The following is a 21,632-nucleotide window of genomic DNA, read 5'->3' on the forward strand; positions in this document are numbered from 1 at the left end:
CATGCCGAACACGTCACTGGCGTATATTGGGCTGGGCAGTAACGTGGATAACCCTGTTCAGCAAGTAACACATGCCTTATCCGAGCTTGACCGGCTGCCGCTGAGCCGACTTGTGGAAGCGTCATCGCTTTATTGTAGCAAGCCGGTGGGGCCTCAGGATCAGCCTGACTTCGTCAACGCCGTGGCTGCGCTGGAAACCCGCCTCTCGCCGCTGGCCCTATTGGATCAGCTGCAAGCGCTTGAGCAGCGCCACCGTCGCCGACGAGAACACCGCTGGGGACCACGCACGCTGGATCTTGATGTCTTGCTATTCAACCACACCCACATCGAGCATTACCGGCTGTACGTGCCGCACCGAGAAATGCACACACGCGCTTTTGTGCTACGCCCGCTCATGGAGGTAGCCCCGCACTTGACGCTACACGGTCAGCCGCTTGAGCACTGGCTGGCGCCGCTGACCGATGAGATTATCCCTCTCGACAGCACGCGCTAATTTGGGTAACAATTGCGGGTTACGTCATATCTAGCGCCCATTTAGAGGCGCTCACCATGGCCTGCAGGCCTAACGCAGAACACGAGATCACGCCATGAAAACCGTCACCCTGAGCACGCTGCAGGCGTATAAACGCGCCGGCGAAACGTTCAGCTGTTTGACCGCCTACGACGCCTCCTTCGCCCACGCCGCCAGCCAAGCAGGCATTGACGTGCTACTGGTCGGCGACTCCCTGGGCATGGTACTGCAAGGACAGCAAAGCACCCTGCCAGTAACGCTGGATGACATTTGCTACCACACCCATTGCGCCGCCCGAGGCAAAGGAGCGAGCCTTCTGATGGTCGATTTGCCCTTTATGAGCAATGCAAGCACCGAGCAGCTATTGCGCGATTCAGGCGAGTTGATGCGCGCCGGTGCCGAACTGGTGAAAGTCGAGGGCGAAGCGTGGATGGCCGATGGCATCCGCGAGCTGACTCGTCGCGGCGTACCGGTATGCGCGCACTTAGGGCTAACGCCGCAGACGGTTTATCAGCTGGGGGGCTATAAAGTGCAGGGACGCGATGCCGAGCGCGCCGAGCAGATCATTAATGACGCCAAAACCCTGGTCGAGGCCGGCGCTTCGGTGATCTTGCTTGAGTGCGTTCCGGCGAGTCTGGGCAAAGCCGTGACGGAGGCGCTCGACGTGCCGGTCATCGGTATTGGTGCCGGCCCGGACACCGACGGCCAGATTTTGGTCATGCACGACATACTTGGCGTCACCCACGGGCGCACGCCCCGCTTTGTTAAAAATTTCTTGGCCGACGCTGATAGTATCCAGGGGGCATTCCAGCGCTACCACCAAGACGTCAAACAGCGTGTATTCCCGGCACCGGAGCACTGTTTTTAACCACGCACTGTTTTATCCACGCTCAGTTTTAATCACGACACAGCGCTGATGGATTCAGCGGCTCGCTGCGTTTCGGAGCATTTATGCGTACCTTGCGAGACATTTCAGACCTACGTTATGCGCTCAGCGAATATCGCCAGCGCGGCCAGCGCCTCGCGTTAGTTCCTACCATGGGCAATTTGCATGCTGGCCATCTAGCGCTGGTCGAAACCGCGCGCCAGCACGCCGACGTGGTGGTCTCAAGCCTATTCGTCAACCCGATGCAGTTTGGCCCAGGGGAAGACCTCGACGCCTACCCACGCACGCTTGAGGCCGACCAGCAAGCACTCGCTGACGCCGGCTGCGATGTGCTCTTTGCCCCCACAACACAGGCGCTGTACCCCAGTCGGCTTGATGAGCAGACCAGCGTGCATGTACCCGTGGTCAGCGAAGGCCTCTGTGGTGGTGATCGCCCCGGCCATTTTGATGGCGTTGCCACGGTCGTCACCATGCTCTTTAACCTAGTGCAGCCCGATGTTGCTTGTTTCGGCGAGAAGGATTATCAGCAGTTGGCGGTCATTCGCAAAATGGTGACCGATTTGCACCTGCCCATCGAGATTATCGGTGTACCAATTGTGCGCAATGAAGACGGTCTCGCCCTCTCTTCGCGCAATGGCTACCTAAGCCCTGAAGAGCGCGCCACGGCGCCCACGCTCTACCGCACCCTATGCACGATGCGCGATGCGCTTGAAAATGGCGCAAACCACCACGAAATACTACAACAGGGATATCAAGCGCTGTATGATGCCGGGTTTAAACCGGACTACATTGAATTGCGTGATCATACGCTTGGCCCGGTGGAAGCCACAACCCGCGATGCCGTGCTGCTTGCAGCCGCCAAACTTGGGCCTGCACGACTGATTGATAACGTGACATTAACACTTCCCGTTTCAACCGACACACGCGCTGGCGCTGACCCCGCGTCAGCTCAGTCATAAAGGTACACTCCATGCAAACCATTATGCTCAAAGCCAAGCTTCACATGGCCCGCGTCACTCACGCGGTTCTTAACTATGAAGGCTCCTGCGCCATTGATGGCGATTTGCTGGATATGGCCGGCATTCGTGAAAACGAACAGATTCAGATCTACAACGTGGAAAACGGCGAGCGCTTCACCACTTACGCCATCCGCGGAGAAGAAGGCTCTCAAATGATATCTATTAACGGCGCTGCTGCCCACCTGGCGAGCCCGGGTCATCGCGTCATCATCTGCAGCTACGCTCATTACGCAGAGGCGGAGCTGGATAACCATCAGCCGGCGCTGGTGTACCTGCAAGAAGGCAACGTCGTTAGCCACACAAGCAACGCGATTCCGGTACAGCTTGCCTGATCAAACAGACTCTGTCTTGCTAATCAACGGGCCGTTTTTACGGCCCGTTTTTATTTGGTCCGAAAAGCGTATTGCCGCGTCGCACACCCTTCCCCTATGCTACAAGAAGGCGTTAATGTAAAGGCCAAGACGGCTCAATAAATGCCTGTTTCATGCTACCTAGGAGTTTTCTTATGCAAGACGTGGTGATTGTTGCAGCACGCCGTACTGCGGTCGGCGCTTTTGGCGGCTCCCTTGCCGGTATTCCCGCAAGCGAGATCGGCGCACTCGTAATCAAAGACATCCTTAGCTCAACGGGTGTGGCGCCGGATCAAATTGATGAAGTATTGCTCGGCCAAGTGCTTACCGCAGGCGTTGGCCAAAACCCGGCGCGTCAGGCATCTATCAAGGCGGGGCTCCCCGATGCTGTGCCTGCGATGACCATTAACAAAGTCTGCGGCTCTGGCCTGAAAGCGCTGCACCTGGGCACCCAGGCGATTCGCTGCGGCGATGCGAGCGTTATCATTGCCGGCGGCCAGGAAAACATGTCCGCCTCACCGCACGTACTGCCTAACTCGCGCAATGGCCAGCGGATGGGCGACTGGAAGGCCCTTGACACCATGGTGCACGATGGCCTGTGGGATGCTTTCAACGACTACCATATGGGCATCACCGCCGAAAATCTCGGCGAGAAGTACGGCATCACTCGCGAGGAAATGGACGAGTTCGCTGCAGCGTCGCAGCAGAAAGCCGCTCAAGCGATCAAAGATGGCAAATTCAAGAGCCAGATCGTGCCTGTGGAGATTCCGCAGCGCAAAGGCGATCCGGTTGTGTTTGATACTGACGAGAACCCGCGTGAAGTGACAGCGGAGAAGCTTGGCACCATGCGCCCCGCGTTCAAGAAAGACGGCACGGTCACTGCCGGTAACGCTTCTGCGCTCAACGACGGCGCCGCCGTGGTTATGCTTTGCTCCGCCGACAAGGCGAAAGAGCTCGGCCTTGAGCCGCTCGCGCGCATCGCGTCTTACTCCAACGCTGGGGTTGACCCGGCTATCATGGGTATTGGCCCGGCGCCGGCGACCCGCCGCTGCCTGGAGAAAGCTGGCTGGAGCTTGGACGATCTCGATCTTGTCGAAGCCAACGAAGCCTTTGCCGCTCAGGCCCTCTCAGTCAACAAAGAACTAGGCTGGGATGTCAGCAAGGTCAACGTTAACGGCGGGGCGATTGCACTGGGCCACCCGATTGGCGCCTCTGGCTGTCGCGTGCTGGTCACGTTACTGCACGAAATGATCGCCCGCGATGCCAAAAAAGGCCTTGCCACGCTGTGTATCGGCGGCGGTCAAGGTGTGGCACTCGCCATCGAGCGCCCTTAACCGCTATTTTTGACACGGTTAAACGCCATGCCTCCGCTAATAGCGGGGGCATTTTAATGGTTCATGTTTTTACGGCCTAGCGACGCTTCTCCCCCACAACGTGCGACGGTGTTCGCCAGACCAACAAAACACCCAGCAGGAATAAACCCGATGCGGCCCACATGGCAATCGGTAAGCTAGTGCCATCGACGATACGCCCGCCCAACATGGCGCCCAGACCAATCGATAGATTGAAGGTAAACGCCATCAAAGCTGTGGCGGCTTCGGTATTCGGCGCAGTACGCAAAATCCAGGTTTGAATGCTGACCGATACACTGCCAAACGCCGCGCCCCACACCATCAGCAGCGCCACACCACTGCTCGGTTGAACACCCAACAACGGAAAGGCGGCCACAACGATGAGCAGTAGGCTGGGGATCGCCAACACCGCACGATAAGGGTGGCGCCCGGCATATAAGCCTGCCGCAACATTGCCCACAATGCCCGCCGCCCCGTAGAGCAGCAACAGACTGCCCACATGGCGTTGGGAAATACCACTTATATTCTGCAAGATGGGGCTAATAAAGGTATAGGCAGCGAAGTGCCCTACCACCACAAAAGCCGTGGTTAACACCGCGACCCGCACCCCGCGATTACTAAACTGTTGTGCTAATACTCGCAAACGTACGGGTTCTCGTGGAGGTAAAGGCGGTAGCCACCACCACAGCGCAATTGCCGTTAACAAGCTTAAGCCGCCCAGCGCCCCAAAGGCGACTCGCCAGTTGCTAAGGTCCCCCAATAGCGTACCCAATGGTACGCCGAGCACTGACGCAGCCGCGACGCCACCAAAAATCACCGTCATCGCTTTTGGCACCTGCGCTTCGGGCACTAAACGCGGGGCAATACTGCCAGCAACGGCCCAAAACCCACCGATACTAAGGCCCACCAGCACGCGGGCGACGAGCAGCAAGGTAAAGCTGCTGGCCAATGCCGAAAACACACTCCCGGCCACCATCACGACCATCAATACCGTGAGCATAATGCGCCTATCCAAGCGCCCCACGGCGACCGGTAATAACGGGGCTGAAAAGGCAGCAACCACGCCGGGCACGGTAACCATTAAGCCTGCCATGCCGGGGGTAACACCCATTGAAGAAGCCACCTGCGAAAGCAACCCAATCGGTAATTGCTCGGCGGTCACCAATAAAAAAATGCCGATCATCACGGCCACCACCGCCCACCAGCGTGGTGCTTGCTCCTGCTCCATAGCGGATTACTCCCTGACTCTCTAAACCCCTGACTAACAAACAAAACCGCCCCGAGGCCAAAGCCTCGGGGCGGTTTTTTCATGCTTGAAGAAAGCGTGCTGTAAAACGCGCTTTACAGAGCGACTTCAGCCCGCTCAGCGTCAAACGCGGCTTTCTCTTCCTCGGTGATCTCTTTGATCGAAAGCTTTACGCGGTTGCGGTTATCGATATCGAGTACCTTCACCACCACGTCATCGCCTTCGTTCAGATAATCACGCACGTTGTTAACCCGCTCCGGCACGATTTGTGAAATATGCACGAGGCCGTCAGTACCCGGCATGATATTCACGAAAGCACCAAAGTCGGCGAGACGTACGACCTTACCCAAATAGAGCTTACCGATTTCCGCTTCTGCGGTAATGGCCAGCACGGTATCGATTGCCGCCTTAGCAGCGCTTTTATCCTCAGCGTAAATACGCACAGTACCATCGTCATCCAGATCGATAGACGCGCCGGTATCATCACAAATCTTGCGAATCATCGCCCCGCCTTTACCGATAACATCGCGAATCTTGTCCGGATCGATCTTGATCGTCGCCATAGACGGCGCGTTATCTGACACCTCGGTACGGCTTTGGCTGATGACGGTATTCATCTCTTTAAGAATATGTAGACGCGCTTTGTTAGCTTGCTGCAGCGCGGTTTCCATAATCTCTTCGTTGATACCTTCGATCTTGATATCCATCTGCAGGGCGGTCACGCCCTCTTCTGAACCGGCCACTTTGAAGTCCATATCGCCAAGGTGATCTTCATCACCCAGGATATCGGTCAGCACCGCAAAACCGTCGTCATCTTTCACCAAACCCATGGCAATACCCGCCACGGGTGCTTTGAGCGGCACACCAGCATCCATTAGTGCCAGCGAGGAGCCACACACCGAAGCCATGGAGCTTGAGCCATTGGACTCAGTAATCTCCGACACCACACGAATGGTGTAGGGGAAAGCATCTTCTGATGGCAGCATCGCTTGCACACCGCGACGTGCCAGACGGCCGTGACCGATTTCGCGCCGCTTCGGCCCGCCCATGAAGCCGGCTTCACCCACACAGTAAGGGGGAAAGTTATAGTGCAACATAAAGCGGTCTTTGCGCTCGCCCTCAAGCGATTCGATCAGCTGAGAGTCACGCAGGGTGCCAAGGGTGGCAATGGCAATCGCCTGGGTTTCACCGCGGGTGAAAATCGCCGAGCCGTGGGTTTTCGGCAAGGTGCCGACTTCAATCGCGAGCGGACGTACCGTTTGGTTATCGCGGCCGTCGATACGTGGCTCGCCTTTAACCACACGCGAGCGTACGACGCGTTTCTCTAAGCTCGCGAAAGCCCCTTTCACCTCATCGGCATCGAACCTGCCGTCTGCTGTTTCGCCTTCGACGACGGCAAACTGCGCGAGTGCTTCTTCTTTCGCGGACGACAATGCATCCTGACGCGCCATTTTGTCGGTGATGCGGTAGGCATCCCCCACTTTGGTTTCAAACGCCTCAGCGAGGGCGGTTTTTAGCGCACTATTTTCTTGTGCCGGCTGCCATTCCCAACGCGGTTTGCCAGCTTCGGCCACCAGCTCATTAATGGCGCTGATCGCTACCTGCATTTCTTGATGACCGTAAAGCACAGCGCCCAGCATTTCGTCTTCAAGGAGCTCTTGGGCTTCGGATTCCACCATGAGGACAGCTTTTTCAGTGCCGGCCACCACCATGTCGAGTTCAGAGGTCTTCAGTTCTTCAACGGTAGGGTTGAGGAAATAGCCATGATCTTCATTAAAACCAACACGAGCACAACCAATCGGGCCGTTAAACGGCACGCCGGAAATGCCTAACGCCGCCGATGTACCGAGCATTGCGGCAATGTCGGGATCGTGGTTACGGTCAGTAGAGAGAACGGTACAGACAACTTGTACTTCGTTCATAAAGCCTTTGGGAAAGAGCGGACGTATCGGGCGGTCAATCAGCCGCGAGGTCAGCGTCTCTTTCTCCGTCGGGCGCCCTTCACGCTTGAAAAAGCCGCCAGGGATCTTGCCCACGGCGTAGGTTTTTTCTTGGTAGAACACCGCCAGCGGGAAGAACGGCTGGCTGGGATTGACATCCTTCTTGGCCACTACCGTACATAGCACGACGGTATCATCCATCGTAACCATCACAGCACCGGTTGCTTGGCGAGCAATACGCCCGGTTTCGAGCGTGACGGTGCTACGACCATACTGGAACGTTTTTTTAACCGGATTCACGGCAACTTCCTTTCGCATTAATATCAACTTGTCTTTTCGTTTGGTCGTTTTGACTCTTCACTATTCTAGGCGCTGAAGCACCGTAGGGCTACCGCTTCTCTATATACTTTCCCACATGCTAGGCTAGCCAGACAAAAAAACGGGCAGCTCACAAGGAGCTGCCCGTTTTTCTGTCTTCGCCTGTAAAATCTTAGCGGCGTAGACCTAAGCGCTGAATCAACGACTGATAGCGTTCGAAATCTTTACGCTTCAGGTAATCCAGCAGCTTACGACGCTGGTTAACCATGCGGATCAGGCCACGACGCGAGTGGTGGTCCTGCTTATTGGTTTTGAAGTGATCCTGCAGGCCATTGATGTTGGCGCTCAGCAGAGCCACTTGAACTTCCGGTGAACCGGTGTCACTTTCGCCGCGACCGTATTCATCAACGATCTGGGCTTTCTTTTCAGCAGTTAGTGCCATCTTTCACTCCAGTAAGCAATATGCCTAATATAAATGAATGGGTGAGACCACGCATATTTGCAGTCTCAGTCGTACTTTGTGCGCAAACATTACACTTACGCGGCGGCTGTGTTCAACAACCGTTTGGGTGCCACTTCATCGGCACCTTTCACCACGCCAAGGCCAATAAAAGCCTCGCCGTGATAAAGCCGTGTCAGCGTATCCATCGCCATCCCCGCGACATCCCTTCGAGCGGACTGCCCATGGATCAAGCGCTGATAGTCGCTTTTAGCCACATCAAGCGCTGGCAGATGATCGACTAGCACATCAACGGGCATCAGCTCCGCTTCTTTTGCCTCTTGACCATCGAGCGCTTCAAGGGCATCAAGCGTCCACATGCCGTACGTGCCAAAGGTGTCAGCGCCAAACGGCCCTGTTTTTAGCCTTCTTAACGCACTGATATGCGCGCCAGCACCAAGCGCCTGGCCAATATCTTCGGCCAACGTGCGGATGTAAGTGCCTTTGCTACAGCTGACTTCCAGCTCGAAAGCACTTCCATCCCGCGACAGCAGGCGCGCATCATACACGCTTATGCGCCTGGCTGCACGCTCAACATGTTTGCCTTCACGGGCAAGTTCGTAAAGCTTTTTGCCTTGGTGTTTTAGCGCCGAGTACATCGGCGGCACTTGCTCGATCTCGCCGCGAAACTGCGCAATCACGGCATCGATATCAGCGTCTGACAAGTTCGGCACCTGCCGACGCTCCAGCACTTCGCCTTCGGCGTCGCCAGTATCGGTGATAACGCCTAGCTCGACACGCGTTTTGTATACCTTATCTGCCTCTAGCAGGTGGGCCGAAAACTTGGTGGCCTCCCCCAGACAAATTGGCAACATGCCGGTGGCCATCGGGTCGAGCGTACCGGTATGCCCCGCTTTTTGCGCTTGATAAAGCCGTCGCACGCGCTGCAAAGCGTGATTGCTGGACATGCCCTTGGGTTTATCCAACAGCAACACACCGTTGACGGGCAAACCACGACGGCGACGCGCCACTAGCGCGCCTCCTCGTGGTCCACCTCATCGTCATCGTCTTGACGATCAAGGTCGCTCGCCACCGCCTCGTCAATTAACGATGACAGATGCTGCCCGCGCACCACGCTTTCATCGTAATGAAAGCGCAGTTCCGGCACGTGACGTAGCTTAACGCGCTTGGCAATTTGGCTACGCAAGAACCCCGCCGCACGCTTTAGTACCTGCAGGTTCTCTTTAATCCGCTCCGGTGTCTGTTCACCCAACAAGGTGATGTAGACATCGGCATAACCAAGGTCGCGGCTAACGTCCACGCCGCTGACCGTGACCATTCCCAAACGTGGGTCTTTGACCTCACGCTGGATGAGAACCGCCAGCTCCTTCTGGAGTTGGTCGGCTACCCGGTCGGTACGCTTAAATTCGCGCATGCAAAACTCCCGGCGGCCTTAGAGGCTGCGCTCGACCTTCACTTGGTCGAAGACTTCGATTTTGTCGCCGACCTGGACATCGTTGTAGTTCTTCACCCCGATGCCACACTCGATACCACTGCGTACTTCCTGAACGTCATCTTTGTAGCGGCGCAAGGACTCAAGCTCGCCTTCGTAGATGACGACGTTGTCGCGTAGCACACGGATGCGCTTGTTACGGTGGACAGTACCTTCGACCACCATACAGCCAGCCACCGCGCCAATTTTGGGTGCCCGGAAGACATCGCGCACTTCGGCAATGCCGACGATTTCTTCTTTCCACTCCGGCGCCAACATGCCGCTCATGGCCTGCTTCACTTCGTCGACTAGCTGATAGATAACGCTGTAATAGCGTAAATCCAGGCCTTCACGCTCGATAATCTCACGTGCGGCCGCATCGGCACGGACGTTGAAACCTACGACGATGGCGTCACTGGCAAGAGCCAAGTTGGCATCGGTACCAGTAATACCGCCTACGCCGGAAGACACGACCGCGACTTCGACTTCATCGGTAGAGAGCTCTTCGAGTGCGCCCTTGATCGCTTCCAGCGAGCCTTGCACGTCGACTTTGAGGACGATGTTGAGCTTGGCCGCTTCGTCTTGGCCCATCTGGCTGAACATGTTCTCAAGCTTGGCTTTTTGCTGACGAGCAAGGCGTACTTCACGGTATTTACCCTGGCGGAAGTTAGCCACTTCGCGAGCTTTCTTCTCATCCGCCAGCACCATGAAGTCATCCCCTGCATCCGGGGTGCCGTCCAAGCCTTGGATTTCGACCGGCATCGCCGGGCCAACTTCATCAACTTGCTTACCCAACTCATTGGTTAGGGCGCGCACACGACCGTAGTGCAGGCCTGCCAGGACGATATCGCCCTTTTTCAGCGTGCCGTTTTGTACCAGCACGGTAGCCACCGGACCGCGACCCTTATCCAAGCGCGACTCCACGACAACGCCTTTACCTGGCGCTTCCGGCACAGCTTTAAGCTCCAGCACTTCAGAGACCAGCTGGATCGCTTCGAGCAATTCTTCAATCCCTTCACCGCTTTTCGCCGAAACGTGAACGAACTGTGTATCGCCGCCCCACTCTTCGGAGATAACGCCGTGTTGAGACAGCTCGTTTTTAACTCGATCCGGGTCCGCGCCAGCCTTATCGATCTTATTGACCGCAACCACCATCGGTACGCCAGCGGCTTTCGAGTGCTCGACGGCCTCGATGGTTTGTGGCATCACACCATCGTCAGCTGCCACGACCAGGACAACGACGTCCGTCGCTTGGGCACCGCGGGCACGCATGGCGGTAAACGCCGCGTGGCCAGGCGTATCCAGGAAGGTTACGCCACCATGCTCGTCTTCCACATGGTACGCGCCGATGTGCTGGGTAATACCGCCAGCTTCACCCGTGGCAACTTTTGCCTCACGAATATAATCGAGCAGTGAGGTTTTACCGTGGTCTACGTGACCCATGACCGTGACGACCGGCGAGCGGGTAATCTCTTCACCTTCATAGGAGATCCCTTCCAGCACCTCGGTTTCCAGCGCGTCATCTTTGACCAGCTTAGGCTTGTGGCCCATTTCTTCCACGACAATCGACGCTGTATCTTGGTCGATGGTCTGGTTAATGGTCACCGCCGCACCCATGTTAAACATGGCCTTGATAACTTCGTTGGCCTTGATCGACATTTTATCGGCCAAGTCGGCTACGCTGATCGATTCGGGAATCGAGACTTCGCGCACAATCGGCTGCGTCGGCTTTTGGAAGCCGTGTTTGCCATTGCCCGCTTGGCTAGCACCGCCACGACGGCCACCGCGACGCTCAGAACGTTTTGCTTTCTTCGCGCCACCGCCACGCTTGCGCTCTTCGCGATCACTACGATCATCCTCATCGTCGCGACGACCCTTTTTCTTCGCGGCCGTTTTCTTCGGCGGCGCCGTACGGCGGTCGCTGCGACCCTCTTTGGGCGGTGCCGGCGGCTCTTCTGGCGCGGGCTCGCTTGTCTCTAGCTCCGGCACAGGGATTTCAAGCTCAGTCGGCGCTTCTGCCTTTTTCTTCGCTTGCTCTTCCGCTTGTTTACGCTCGGCTTCTTCCGCTTTGCGCTTGTCTTCCGCGGCTTGGCGCTCTTCAGCGTCGCGCGTTTTGCGCTCGGCTTCCGCGACGGCCATGTCCCCTACCAGCTGGCGCGGGCCAGAGTGCTTGGGTTCTGACGCTTTCGGTGTTTCTTCTTCGGAGCGCTTTACGTACGTTTTTTTCTTACGCACCTGCACTTCGATCGTTTTGCCGCGCTCGCCCGTTTTAATTTTGCTACGGGTTTTGCGTGTTAGCGTGACGCGATTTTTGTCGCTATCGCCCTCACCACCGTGACTCTTTTTCAAGTGGTTGAGCAGGGTACGCTTGTCGTCTTCGGAAACGGCATCGGTTTCCGAGCGATGCTTAAGCCCGGCTTCTTTCATTTGTTCCAGTAGACGGGGTACATCGCGCCCCACCTTCGCTGCAAAATCTTTAACTGTCATATCTGACATCTTGACCCTCCTCAGCCCGTGACCTGTTTACTGTGTGTTCGAATCGGATGTTGCGTCGTCTTCGAACCAGGGCGCACGGGCAGTCATGATCAGTGCCGCTGCGCGCGCTTCGTCCAATTCCTCGATATCGACCAGATCGTCGACAGACTGCTCGGCGAGATCTTCCATGGTGACGATGCCACGGCTAGCCAAAATAAAGGCTAGGTGACGTTCCATACCGTCCATTTCTAGCAAGTCGTCTGCCGGCTGGGCACCGTCTAGCGCTTCTTCTGAGGCGATTGCCATCGTCAGCAGCTCGTCTTTTGCCCGCGCACGCAGCACTTCAACCAGCTCTTCATCGAATTCTTCGATTTCCAGCATCTCGTCAAGTGGCACGTAGGCGATTTCTTCCAGCGTGGTAAACCCTTCCTCAACCAGTAAGCGGGCAACATCGTCGTCCACATCCAGATGCTGAATAAAGGTGTCTACCAGGCTATCAATCTCTTGTTCACGTTTCGCTTCAGACTCGGCTTCGGTCATGACGTTAATGCGCCACCCGGTCAGTTCAGAGGCGAGGCGAACGTTTTGACCACTACGGCCAATGGCTTGCGCGAGGTTGTCTTCTGCCACCGCAACATCCATCGCGTGGGCGTCTTCGTCAACCAGAATCGACCCCACATCGGCCGGTGCCATGGCGTTGATCACCAATTGAGCGGGGTTGTCGTCCCACAGCACGATATCCACGCGTTCGTTTTGCAGCTCAGAAGAAACCGCTTGAACGCGCGAGCCGCGCATCCCCACGCAAGCCCCTACCGGGTCGATACGACGATCATTGGTTTTCACCGCGATCTTCGCGCGTGACCCTGGATCGCGAGCCGCCCCTTTGATCTCGATTAACTGCTCGGCGATTTCCGGCACTTCTATTTTAAACAGCTCGATAATGAGTTCCGGACAAGTACGCGATAGCAGAAGCTGCGCGCCGCGCGCTTCCGGGTCAACCTGAACCAACAATGCGCGCACACGCTCGTTCATGCGGTAGCGCTCGCCATGGATCATCTCATTGCGTGGCAAGAACGCTTCCGCGTTGTCGCCAAGATCAATCACCAAACCGTCGCGAGTGGTCTTTTTGACAATACCCGCTACCAGCTCGCCTTCACGATCAGCGTATTGACGCACGACTTCAGCACGCTCAGCCTCGCGTACTTTTTGCACGATCACTTGTTTCGCTGTTTGTGCGGCAATGCGGCCAAACTCAGCGTTCTCGATCTTCTGCTCAACCACATCCCCAAGCTTCAAGGGCGGATCACGCTGTTCGGCGATGCTCTCTTTAATTTCGTAGTCGGGCGTTTCGAAATCGTCGTCTTCCACGACCGTCCAGTAGCGGATCGTTTCGTAATCGCCGGTACGCCGGTCAATGTGAACGCGCACGTTCGCTTCTTCTTTATCAAAGCGCTTACGCGATGCGCTGGCTAACGCTGCTTCCACCGCTTCGAAAATGACATCGCGGGAGACGCCCTTCTCGTTAGAGATCGCGTCAACGACCATTAAAATTTCTTTACTCATGCGTTTGCCTCGCCAGAAAACCTGTCCTTATGTGCAAAAGCCCGGCATCTCGCCGGTCGCGTCACCCGTTCAGTCATCAAATTGAGGCACGATGCTGGCCTGATCTATGCTTTCAATTGGGAAGCAGTACTCTTCCCCATCAAGCTGGAGCAGGATTTCATCGCCCTCAATTCCGGCTAGCAATCCCTTATACTTGCGTCGACCATCAAACGGCATGCGCAACTTCAGTGCCACATGGTGGCCTTGAAAACGCGCAAAATGATCAAGTGTATAAAGAGGACGCGCCATACCCGGCGAAGAGACTTCCAGTCGATACTCACCGGCGATAGGGTCTTCAACATCTAACACGGCGCTGATTTGGCGACTGATATCGGCACAGTCTTCGACGCTAACACCGCTTTCGCGCTCAATGTAGATCACCAGACGCGAATGCTTACCCTGGGAAAGGTGGTCGATACCCCATAGTTCAAAGCCCATGGCAGTAACAACGGGTTCGATCAGCGCATAAAGCGCAGCGTGTTTTGTGGCCACAGACAAAGCTCCTATAGCCGTTGCATCAGGCACCTGGCCAGGAGTTGATAATAAAGCTAGGTGGCTGATTGGCGTTACCCGGAAACGTGTCTCCGGTAACCCGGTAGACATTCGCTAGTGAGATACTGTCGTCAGCAGCCACAACAAAAGCAGCTGCTAACAAAAAGCCCCTTCACAGGAAGGGGCTTTTGGAGAAACCTGTAATACCATTTTTAGCATCAGCGCCATTACTTGTGCTTAGCAACGCTAAGCGGCACTGACTGAAATGGTAGCGGGGACCGGATTTGAACCGATGACCTTCGGGTTATGAGCCCGACGAGCTACCAGACTGCTCCACCCCGCATCAATCTAGGTGGACGATAATAGACGCTTAACACTGTTTCGTCAAGATCTCTTTTCGTCTCAACTGCCACTCCTGATCTGGTAGGCTGGCGTGCCAGCGAATCAGATGGTGCCGAAGGCGGGACTTGAACCCGCACGACCGTAAGGTCACTACCCCCTCAAGATAGCGTGTCTACCAATTCCACCACTTCGGCATCAGGGGAGGCTATTAAAAAGCGGCGACGCATTACTCGCTGCTGCTTTCCTCTAGCACTGGCGCGGCATTATCCATGCTTTGATCACCTTCGTCAAGCGTTGGAACGCTTTGTTGTTGCTCAATTAATTGCGCATCAGGAATGCCCGCCTCGGGCGCCTGCCCGGCCTGGGTAGCGAAGAACGCTAACGCCATAGAGGTCGCGAAGAAAGCGGCCGCAAGGATACCCGTAAAACGCGCCAAAAAGTTGCCGCTACCGCGCGACCCAAAGACCGTTTGTGAGGCACCGCCGCCAAACGCCGCACCGGCTTCAGCACCTTTTCCCTGCTGAAGCAGGATCAAAACAACCAGGGCGATCGCAATCACCACGTGAACCATTAAAATTGCAACTTGCATGGAATTATCCTGCTGACTGACAAATAGCGTGGAAGTCGTCGATCTTAAGTGAGGCACCGCCTACTAGACCGCCGTCGATATCTGGCTGCGCGAGTAGCTCAGCCGCGTTTTTGGCATTCATACTGCCGCCGTAGAGTAGGCGCAGCTGCTGTGCCAGTTGTGCATCAAATTCACCTTGATACGCGCGAATGCCGCTCATTACGTCTTGCGCCTGCTCAGGTGTTGCAGTGCGCCCAGTACCAATCGCCCATACCGGCTCATAGGCAATCACCACCTGTTCGCGCTGCTCAGGCTCAAGCCGCGCCATCACATGACCGACTTGCCGCAGCACCACATCCATGGTGCTGCCGCCATCACGCTCTTCAAGCGTTTCCCCAACACACAAAATCGGCACAATCCCGACGTTGAGCGCCGCTAGCGTGCGAGCATAAACATGGTCATCCGTTTCCTGGTAGAGCTGCCGGCGTTCCGAATGACCAATCAAGACATACGTGACACCAAACTCTTTCAGCATACGCCCGCTCACTTCGCCGGTATGCGCACCGGAATTCAGCGGGTTTAGCGTTTGCGCCCCCAATGTAAGCGGCGTGCCTTGAAATGCCTGGTACGCGGCATGGAGATAGGGGAACGGCGGAATCACTGCGATATCCAACGCCGCGGGCAGTGTTGCATCACGAAAACGCTCACCGAAAGCGTGAATAAGCTCGGCAGAGCCATTCATCTTCCAATTTCCGGCTATTAAGGGCGTACGCATGGGGCATCCTCACTCATGGTGGGCCAAAATGGTATAGGACCGGCCTGATCAAAACAACCATTGTCAAGCCGTTGTGTTCGGTGACAGCAGCGCCTGCACCTGGTCGGCCAGCGACTGCGCCAACGCATCGACGTCCAAGTGCGCTCGCCCTTCCACCATCACGCGAATCAACGGTTCCGTCCCGGAAGGGCGCAAAAGCACTCGCCCTTCGTCACCAAGCTCGGCTTCCGTCTTCGCCACGGCCTGCTGTAGCGCTTCGGACGTCATGAGCTTTTTGGCGTGGCTGCCAGGGGGCAATCGCACGTTAACGAGCGCCTGTGGCACTTTTTCCAACCCGCGGAGCAGCGCCGGTAGCGTCTTATTTTCCCGCACCATCATACCAACGACCTGTAGTGCAGCGACAATGCCATCGCCGGTCGTTTGTATATGACCGCACACAATATGGCCAGACGACTCACCGCCAAGCTCCCATGCGTTTGCGGTCATACGCTCCATGACAAAACGGTCGCCGACCTTGGCGCGCTCAAAGGGAATCGACATTTTCTCCAACGCCATCGCCAGGCCAAAGTTCGTCATCAGCGTCCCCACGACACCGCCTTCGAGCAAGCCGCGCTTGTAGCGATCCCGGGCAATCAAGTAGAGAATATCGTCGCCGTCGACTTCTCTACCGTCAGCATCGACTATCAAAACGCGGTCGCCATCGCCGTCAAACGCAATACCCAGATCCGCCCCTTGCTGAATCACCGCCGCACGCAGCGCTGCTGGGTAAGTCGAGCCAACCCTTTCGTTGATATTCATCCCATCGGGCGTAGCACCAATGGCGCTAACGTTAGCACCAAGTTCGCGAAACACATTCGGCGCGATGTGGTAAGTCGCCCCGTGCGCGCAGTCGAGCACAATATTCAAACCGTGCAGACTTAAACGATCCGGCAACGCCGACTTACAAAATTCAATATAGCGCCCAGCGGCGTCATCAATGCGCATGGCCTTACCCAGCTGCGCGGAATCCGCGGTGGTCAAGGGCGCATCCAGCATCGTCTCGATACGATCTTCGATCTCGTCGGGCAGCTTTTTTCCCTCTGCCGAGAAGAACTTGATACCGTTGTCGGCAAAAGGATTGTGCGAAGCCGAAATGACGATGCCTGCATCGGCGCGGAAGGTACGAGTCAAATACGCAATTCCCGGCGTTGGCATTGGCCCGAGCAGCGCCACGTCAACGCCAGCTGCCGATAGCCCCGCTTCTAACGCAGACTCAAACATATAGCCCGAAATACGCGTATCTTTACCGATCAACACACGCGTGCGCCCCGACTGTCGGCGCAAGACTTGCCCGGCCGCCCAACCCAATTTAAGCATAAAGTCAGCGGTGATCGGTGCTTGCCCCACCGTGCCGCGAATCCCGTCCGTGCCAAAGTAGCGACGCGCCATCACGCCTCCCCCTCATTGTCTTGAAAACAGCTATCTTGAAAACAGCCTTCGTGGAGCACCGCCCAGGTCATGTTCACCGCATCCACCGTGGCGCCCACATCGTGAACACGCAAAATTTTTGCGCCACGCTCAACGGCTAACGCAGAGAGGGCAAGCCCGCCATGAAGGCGCTCCTCCACCGGGCGCCCTAGCACTTTTCCTATCATGCTTTTGCGCGACATTCCCACCAAAAGCGGCAGCTCTAACGCTTGAAGGGCATCCATATGTTTTAGCAGACGCAGGTTATGCTCCACCGTCTTGCCAAAGCCAAAACCCGGATCAATCAGCAAGCGATGACGCTTAAGCCCTGCGGCTTCGCACTCTTCTATGCGTCGTGCCAAGTAATCAGCCACCTCTGCCTCAATCGCGCGCTCATAGCGTGGCGACTGCTGCATGGTCTGCGGCTCACCTTGGCGGTGCATCAGGCATACCGGCAAGGCGCTCGACGCCGCCGCCGCAAGTGCCCCCTCGCGCTCCAGCGAGCGCACGTCGTTAATCATACCAGCGCCCAAGACACTGGCTTCACGGATGACTTGCGCGCTACTTGTGTCCACCGACACCAAGGCGTCCAACTCACCCACTAACGCTTCAACCACCGGCGCGACCCGGTCAAGTTCTTCCTGGTCGCTGACCGTATCGGCGCCAGGCCGGGTCGATTCGCCGCCAACATCAATGATCGCCGCTCCTTCCGCCAGCATCCGCTCGGCGTGGCGCAACGCGTCATCTAGCGCATTGTGCTGACCGCCGTCGGAAAAGGAGTCAGGCGTGACATTAAGAACGCCCATGACACGAGGAAAAGAAATATCTAGCAAATGACGACCGCAGCGCAGGTGAGAACCCTCTTCGGTCGTTTGGTGGGAAGCCGCGTTTAAAGTCATGCAAAAGCCTAGTGTGAGAAGCGTCTGAAATTACATCTGCCAGGATAACAAAAAGGCGCCCCGGGTAGGGCGCCTTTGCTGGGCAAGCGCTGGTATGGCGCTTACGTTTGGCTCCGGCTTAAGAGCCTGCCGGGCCGCCTAGTGGGTCGGACGGGCGGCGACGGGGTTCATCATCTTCTTCATCGTCGCCATCGTGCGAGTCTTCCGGCGCCTTCTGAGAAGACCCTTCATCTACCGCTGAACCGCCGCCCGAGGGCGCCCCACCACTCGGGTCATCCCAACCCTCGGGAGGACGCGGATCACGGCCTGCCATGATGTCCTTAAGCTGAGTGGAGTCGATGGTTTCATACTTCATCAACGCTTCGGCCATGGCATCGAGCTTGGCGCGGTTGTCTTCGAGAATTTTGTACGCCTGCTCGTAGCAGCCATCGATGATCTTGCGTACCTCTTTATCCAGCCGCGTAGTGGTTTCACCCGACTTCATCTTGGCACCGCCCTGACCTGAGCCGAGGAACTGATGCGACTCATCCTCGTCGTAGAGAACTGGCCCCATCTCATCCGACAAGCCCCACTTGGCGACCATGTTGTGGGCGAGTTCCGTGGCACGCTTGATATCATTCGATGCCCCAGTGGTCACGCCATTTGGCCCCAGTGTCATCTCCTCAGCAATACGACCGCCGAACAGCGAACAGATTTGGCTAATGATCTGCTGGCGCGACAGGCTATAACGGTCCTCTTCCGGTAGGAACATGGTCACACCCAGCGCACGACCGCGCGGGATAATCGTCACTTTGTAGACCGGATCATGCTCGGGCATCACCAGGCCGATAATGGCGTGCCCCGACTCGTGATAAGCCGTATTGAGCTTCTCTTTATCGGTCATGACCATGGACTTACGTTCAGAGCCCATCATGATTTTATCTTTGGCCTGCTCCAGCTCCTCCATGCTCACCAGACGCTTATTACCACGTGCGGCAAACAAGGCGGCCTCGTTAACCAGGTTGGCCAAATCGGCACCAGAGAAGCCGGGCGTACCGCGGGCAATCAATTGCGGTTTAACGTCATCGGCCAACGGTACCTTACGCAGGTGGACGCCAAGAATATGCTCACGACCGCGAATATCGGGCAGGCCGACGGTGACCTGGCGGTCAAAACGTCCTGGACGCAGGAGCGCCGGGTCAAGCACATCGGGGCGGTTAGTGGCCGCAATCACGATAATGCCTTCGTTCGGCTCGAAACCGTCCATTTCCACTAGCAACTGGTTGAGCGTTTGCTCACGCTCATCGTTGCCACCGCCCATGCCAGCACCGCGCGAGCGGCCTACGGCGTCAATCTCATCGATGAAGATAATGCACGGCGCCTGCTTTTTGGCCTGCTCGAACATGTCGCGTACACGCGACGCACCGACACCGACAAACATTTCAACGAAGTCAGAGCCCGAGATCGAGAAGAACGGCACCTTGGCTTCGCCGGCGATAGACTTAGCCAACAGCGTTTTACCCGTACCTGGCGGGCCCACCATCAGCACACCGCGAGGGATCGTGCCCCCCAGACGCTGGAACTTGGTCGGGTCGCGCAAGAAGTCGACAAGCTCCTCGACTTCTTCTTTGGCTTCGTCACAACCGGCCACATCGGCAAAGGTGGTTTTAATCTGGTCGTTTGAGAGCAGCTTCGCTTTGGATTTACCAAAACTCATCGGGCCACCTTTACCTCCACCGGCACCGCCCTGCATCTGACGCATGAAGAACATGAAGATAGCGAGAATCAGCAGAATCGGGAAGCTCGCGATCAATAAACGCGTCCAGATACTCTGCTGATCGGGTTTTGTACCCACGACGGTAACGTCGTTGGCAAGCAGATCATCCATTAGCTTGGGATCTTCCGCCGATGGACGGATCGTTTGGAACGAGGAGCCATCGGTACGCTCACCATTAATGGTGTAACCATCGATAGTGACACTGCGCACTTGCTGATTTTGCACCTGCTGCACGAACTGTGAATAGTTCATGGTTTGAGGCGCGCTTTCCGTATTGAAGTTGTTGAACACTGTCAGCAGCACGGCCGCAATGACCAACCACAAAATCAGGTTCTTTGCCATATCGTTCAAGGGGCTACCCTCATTACATAAATCTGTCAGTTAACGTTCGATACTGAGACCATACACCAGCATCAATCGTTCAACCATTGCCAAAGCGCTTACACTTTGGGCCAGTAATGCCACGCGTCTAAAACTTAAAGCTTCACAGACACACTGTGGCATACATTGCGATTACCTGTCTGGCAATCGCGTTGATAGAGCATCACTATCTGCAATGTAACGCGCCGCACACCGCGTGCATTAGCCGTTAAATCCGTCAGCGAGTAAATACACTTCTCTTGAACGTGCCCGAGAAGCCTCCGGCTTACGCGTGACAACCTTGTTAAAGTCGCCGCGCAGCGCTTTTAAGTACGCATCAAACCCTTCACCTTGAAAAACCTTGGCCACAAAGCGCCCACCGGGTGAAAGCGTATCACGCGCAAGCTCCAGTGCCAGCTCCACCAAATACATGGCCTGAGGCTGGTCGATTGCCGCCATACCACTCATATTGGGGGCCATGTCCGACATCACAAGGTCAACAGGGCGATTGTTTAGCCGTTCGAGAATCGCGTTAAGCACGCTCTCTTCGGTGAAATCGCCTTGTATAAAGTCAACGCCGGCTAGCGCGTCCATCTCCAGGATATCCGAGGCGATCACTACACCGTCGGAACCAACCTTTTCTGCGGCGACTTGGCTCCACCCACCCGGCGCGGCACCGAGGTCGATGACCGTCATCCCAGAGCGAAACAGTTTATCTTTTTCATCCAACGCTAGCAGCTTGTAACTCGCCCGAGAGCGATAGCCATCCTGCCAGCTCTGTTTGACGTAAGGATCGTCAAAATGCTCTTTCATCCAGCTGCCGCTGGCTTTACTTGCTTGGCGCTTACCGCCTTTGGGCTTTTGCTGCATGGGGAATCTAATCGTATAAGTCGGGATGAGCGCTTTCACCTAGCGGCATTTCGCCGTAAGATGGAGCGTTAAGCGCAAACTGGGATACCGCAAGATACCATGAGCTTGTCACAGGCACAAAAGAAAGCATTCCGTAGCATTGGCCACCACCTTAATCCGGTCGTGACCGTTTCGGAAAACGGCGTTTCGGAGAATTTGCTCGCGGAGCTCGGCCGCGCCTTACGCGACCATGAGCTGATCAAAGTTAAGCTTGCCTTGCCCGAGCGCGATGACCGCGCCGCCATGCTGGAAGAGCTAATTAACGCAAGCCAAGCCGAACAGATCCAAACCATCGGCAAGGTTGCGTTACTTTATCGCCATAATCCGCAGGCGAACCCGAAACTTTCCAACATCACACGTTTCGAGAATCATCACGGGCGTCGATAACGTCTCATCACATCAAGCGTGTAAGTCACAAGCAAACGCCCCACTGCCAACAGCAGCGGGGCGTTTTA

20 protein-coding genes and 2 tRNA genes are annotated in these 21,632 nt (G+C 56.2%); 6 read left to right on the forward strand and 16 right to left on the reverse strand.

The features are described from left to right. Window position 1: 1 nt before the first annotated feature. The 5 genes from folK to HZS81_RS06335 all read left to right on the forward strand — a co-directional run bounded on the left by folK (window position 2) and on the right by HZS81_RS06335 (window position 4,100). Window positions 2–493: a 2-amino-4-hydroxy-6-hydroxymethyldihydropteridine diphosphokinase gene (gene folK, locus HZS81_RS06315; RefSeq protein ID WP_179929724.1), complete on the forward strand. Its 492-nt coding sequence runs from the start codon at window positions 2–4 to the stop codon at window positions 491–493. A 94-nt stretch (window positions 494–587) separates the two neighbouring features. Continuing rightward, entirely contained in the window at window positions 588–1,379 is a 792-nt protein-coding gene (panB, locus tag HZS81_RS06320) for a 3-methyl-2-oxobutanoate hydroxymethyltransferase (protein WP_179929725.1), read from the forward strand. Between the two features lie 83 nt (window positions 1,380–1,462). Beyond that, window positions 1,463–2,356, forward strand: a complete 894-nt coding sequence (gene panC, locus HZS81_RS06325) for a pantoate--beta-alanine ligase (protein ID WP_179929726.1) — start codon at window positions 1,463–1,465, stop codon at window positions 2,354–2,356. Window positions 2,357–2,367: 11 nt separating this feature from the next. Continuing rightward, window positions 2,368–2,748, forward strand: coding sequence for an aspartate 1-decarboxylase (panD, locus tag HZS81_RS06330; RefSeq protein WP_179929727.1), 381 nt, complete (start codon window positions 2,368–2,370; stop codon window positions 2,746–2,748). 173 nt (window positions 2,749–2,921) lie between these two features. Then, window positions 2,922–4,100, forward strand: coding sequence for an acetyl-CoA C-acetyltransferase (locus HZS81_RS06335; RefSeq protein ID WP_179929728.1), 1,179 nt, complete (start codon window positions 2,922–2,924; stop codon window positions 4,098–4,100). 76 nt (window positions 4,101–4,176) lie between these two features. On the opposite strand, the gene HZS81_RS06340 is transcribed toward HZS81_RS06335, so the two are convergent. The 16 genes from HZS81_RS06340 to rlmE form a co-directional block, all read right to left on the reverse strand. Continuing rightward, window positions 4,177–5,346, reverse strand: a complete 1,170-nt coding sequence (locus HZS81_RS06340; protein WP_179929729.1) for an MFS transporter — start codon at window positions 5,344–5,346, stop codon at window positions 4,177–4,179. Window positions 5,347–5,459: 113 nt separating this feature from the next. Beyond that, entirely contained in the window at window positions 5,460–7,622 is a 2,163-nt protein-coding gene (gene pnp / locus HZS81_RS06345; protein WP_179929730.1) for a polyribonucleotide nucleotidyltransferase, read from the reverse strand. A gap of 172 nt (window positions 7,623–7,794) precedes the next feature. Further along, window positions 7,795–8,064 (reverse strand): 30S ribosomal protein S15, encoded by a 270-nt coding sequence (rpsO, locus tag HZS81_RS06350; RefSeq protein WP_179929731.1) that lies wholly within the window; start codon window positions 8,062–8,064, stop codon window positions 7,795–7,797. A 95-nt stretch (window positions 8,065–8,159) separates the two neighbouring features. After that, complete coding sequence (gene truB / locus HZS81_RS06355; RefSeq protein ID WP_179929732.1) at window positions 8,160–9,092, reverse strand: tRNA pseudouridine(55) synthase TruB; 933 nt, start codon at window positions 9,090–9,092, stop codon at window positions 8,160–8,162. Continuing rightward, a complete protein-coding gene (gene rbfA, locus HZS81_RS06360; RefSeq protein ID WP_179929733.1) occupies window positions 9,092–9,496 on the reverse strand; it encodes a 30S ribosome-binding factor RbfA in 405 nt (134 codons plus the stop codon). The genes truB and rbfA overlap by 1 nt, the downstream gene beginning before the upstream one ends. Before the next feature lie 18 nt (window positions 9,497–9,514). Continuing rightward, on the reverse strand, window positions 9,515–12,049 hold the full coding sequence (gene infB / locus HZS81_RS06365; protein WP_179929734.1) for a translation initiation factor IF-2: 2,535 nt from the start codon (window positions 12,047–12,049) through the stop codon (window positions 9,515–9,517). Window positions 12,050–12,076: 27 nt separating this feature from the next. Then, window positions 12,077–13,591, reverse strand: a complete 1,515-nt coding sequence (nusA, locus tag HZS81_RS06370; RefSeq protein WP_179929735.1) for a transcription termination factor NusA — start codon at window positions 13,589–13,591, stop codon at window positions 12,077–12,079. Between the two features lie 69 nt (window positions 13,592–13,660). Then, window positions 13,661–14,122, reverse strand: a complete 462-nt coding sequence (gene rimP, locus HZS81_RS06375) for a ribosome maturation factor RimP (RefSeq protein WP_179929736.1) — start codon at window positions 14,120–14,122, stop codon at window positions 13,661–13,663. A 266-nt stretch (window positions 14,123–14,388) separates the two neighbouring features. Then, window positions 14,389–14,465 (reverse strand) — tRNA-Met (locus HZS81_RS06380). Between the two features lie 106 nt (window positions 14,466–14,571). Beyond that, window positions 14,572–14,658, reverse strand: a tRNA-Leu gene (locus tag HZS81_RS06385). Window positions 14,659–14,690: 32 nt separating this feature from the next. Further along, entirely contained in the window at window positions 14,691–15,053 is a 363-nt protein-coding gene (gene secG, locus HZS81_RS06390) for a preprotein translocase subunit SecG (RefSeq protein ID WP_179929737.1), read from the reverse strand. Window positions 15,054–15,057: 4 nt separating this feature from the next. Beyond that, window positions 15,058–15,807 (reverse strand): triose-phosphate isomerase, encoded by a 750-nt coding sequence (tpiA, locus tag HZS81_RS06395; RefSeq protein WP_179929738.1) that lies wholly within the window; start codon window positions 15,805–15,807, stop codon window positions 15,058–15,060. Window positions 15,808–15,870: 63 nt separating this feature from the next. Beyond that, window positions 15,871–17,235 (reverse strand): phosphoglucosamine mutase, encoded by a 1,365-nt coding sequence (glmM, locus tag HZS81_RS06400; protein WP_179929739.1) that lies wholly within the window; start codon window positions 17,233–17,235, stop codon window positions 15,871–15,873. Next, on the reverse strand, window positions 17,235–18,152 hold the full coding sequence (folP, locus tag HZS81_RS06405; RefSeq protein ID WP_422141575.1) for a dihydropteroate synthase: 918 nt from the start codon (window positions 18,150–18,152) through the stop codon (window positions 17,235–17,237). The genes glmM and folP overlap by 1 nt, the downstream gene beginning before the upstream one ends. Window positions 18,153–18,270: 118 nt before the next feature. Further along, window positions 18,271–20,259 (reverse strand): ATP-dependent zinc metalloprotease FtsH, encoded by a 1,989-nt coding sequence (gene ftsH / locus HZS81_RS06410; RefSeq protein ID WP_179929740.1) that lies wholly within the window; start codon window positions 20,257–20,259, stop codon window positions 18,271–18,273. Window positions 20,260–20,490: 231 nt separating this feature from the next. Further along, complete coding sequence (gene rlmE / locus HZS81_RS06415; protein ID WP_179929741.1) at window positions 20,491–21,138, reverse strand: 23S rRNA (uridine(2552)-2'-O)-methyltransferase RlmE; 648 nt, start codon at window positions 21,136–21,138, stop codon at window positions 20,491–20,493. Between the two features lie 99 nt (window positions 21,139–21,237). Here rlmE and yhbY point away from each other — a divergent pair, with 99 nt between their 5' ends. Continuing rightward, window positions 21,238–21,564, forward strand: coding sequence for a ribosome assembly RNA-binding protein YhbY (gene yhbY / locus HZS81_RS06420; protein ID WP_179929742.1), 327 nt, complete (start codon window positions 21,238–21,240; stop codon window positions 21,562–21,564). Window positions 21,565–21,632 lie beyond the last annotated feature (68 nt).

Origin of the sequence: Vreelandella salicampi, assembly GCF_013415105.1 — a bacterium.
Taxonomy (GTDB): Bacteria; Pseudomonadota; Gammaproteobacteria; order Pseudomonadales; family Halomonadaceae; genus Vreelandella; species Vreelandella salicampi.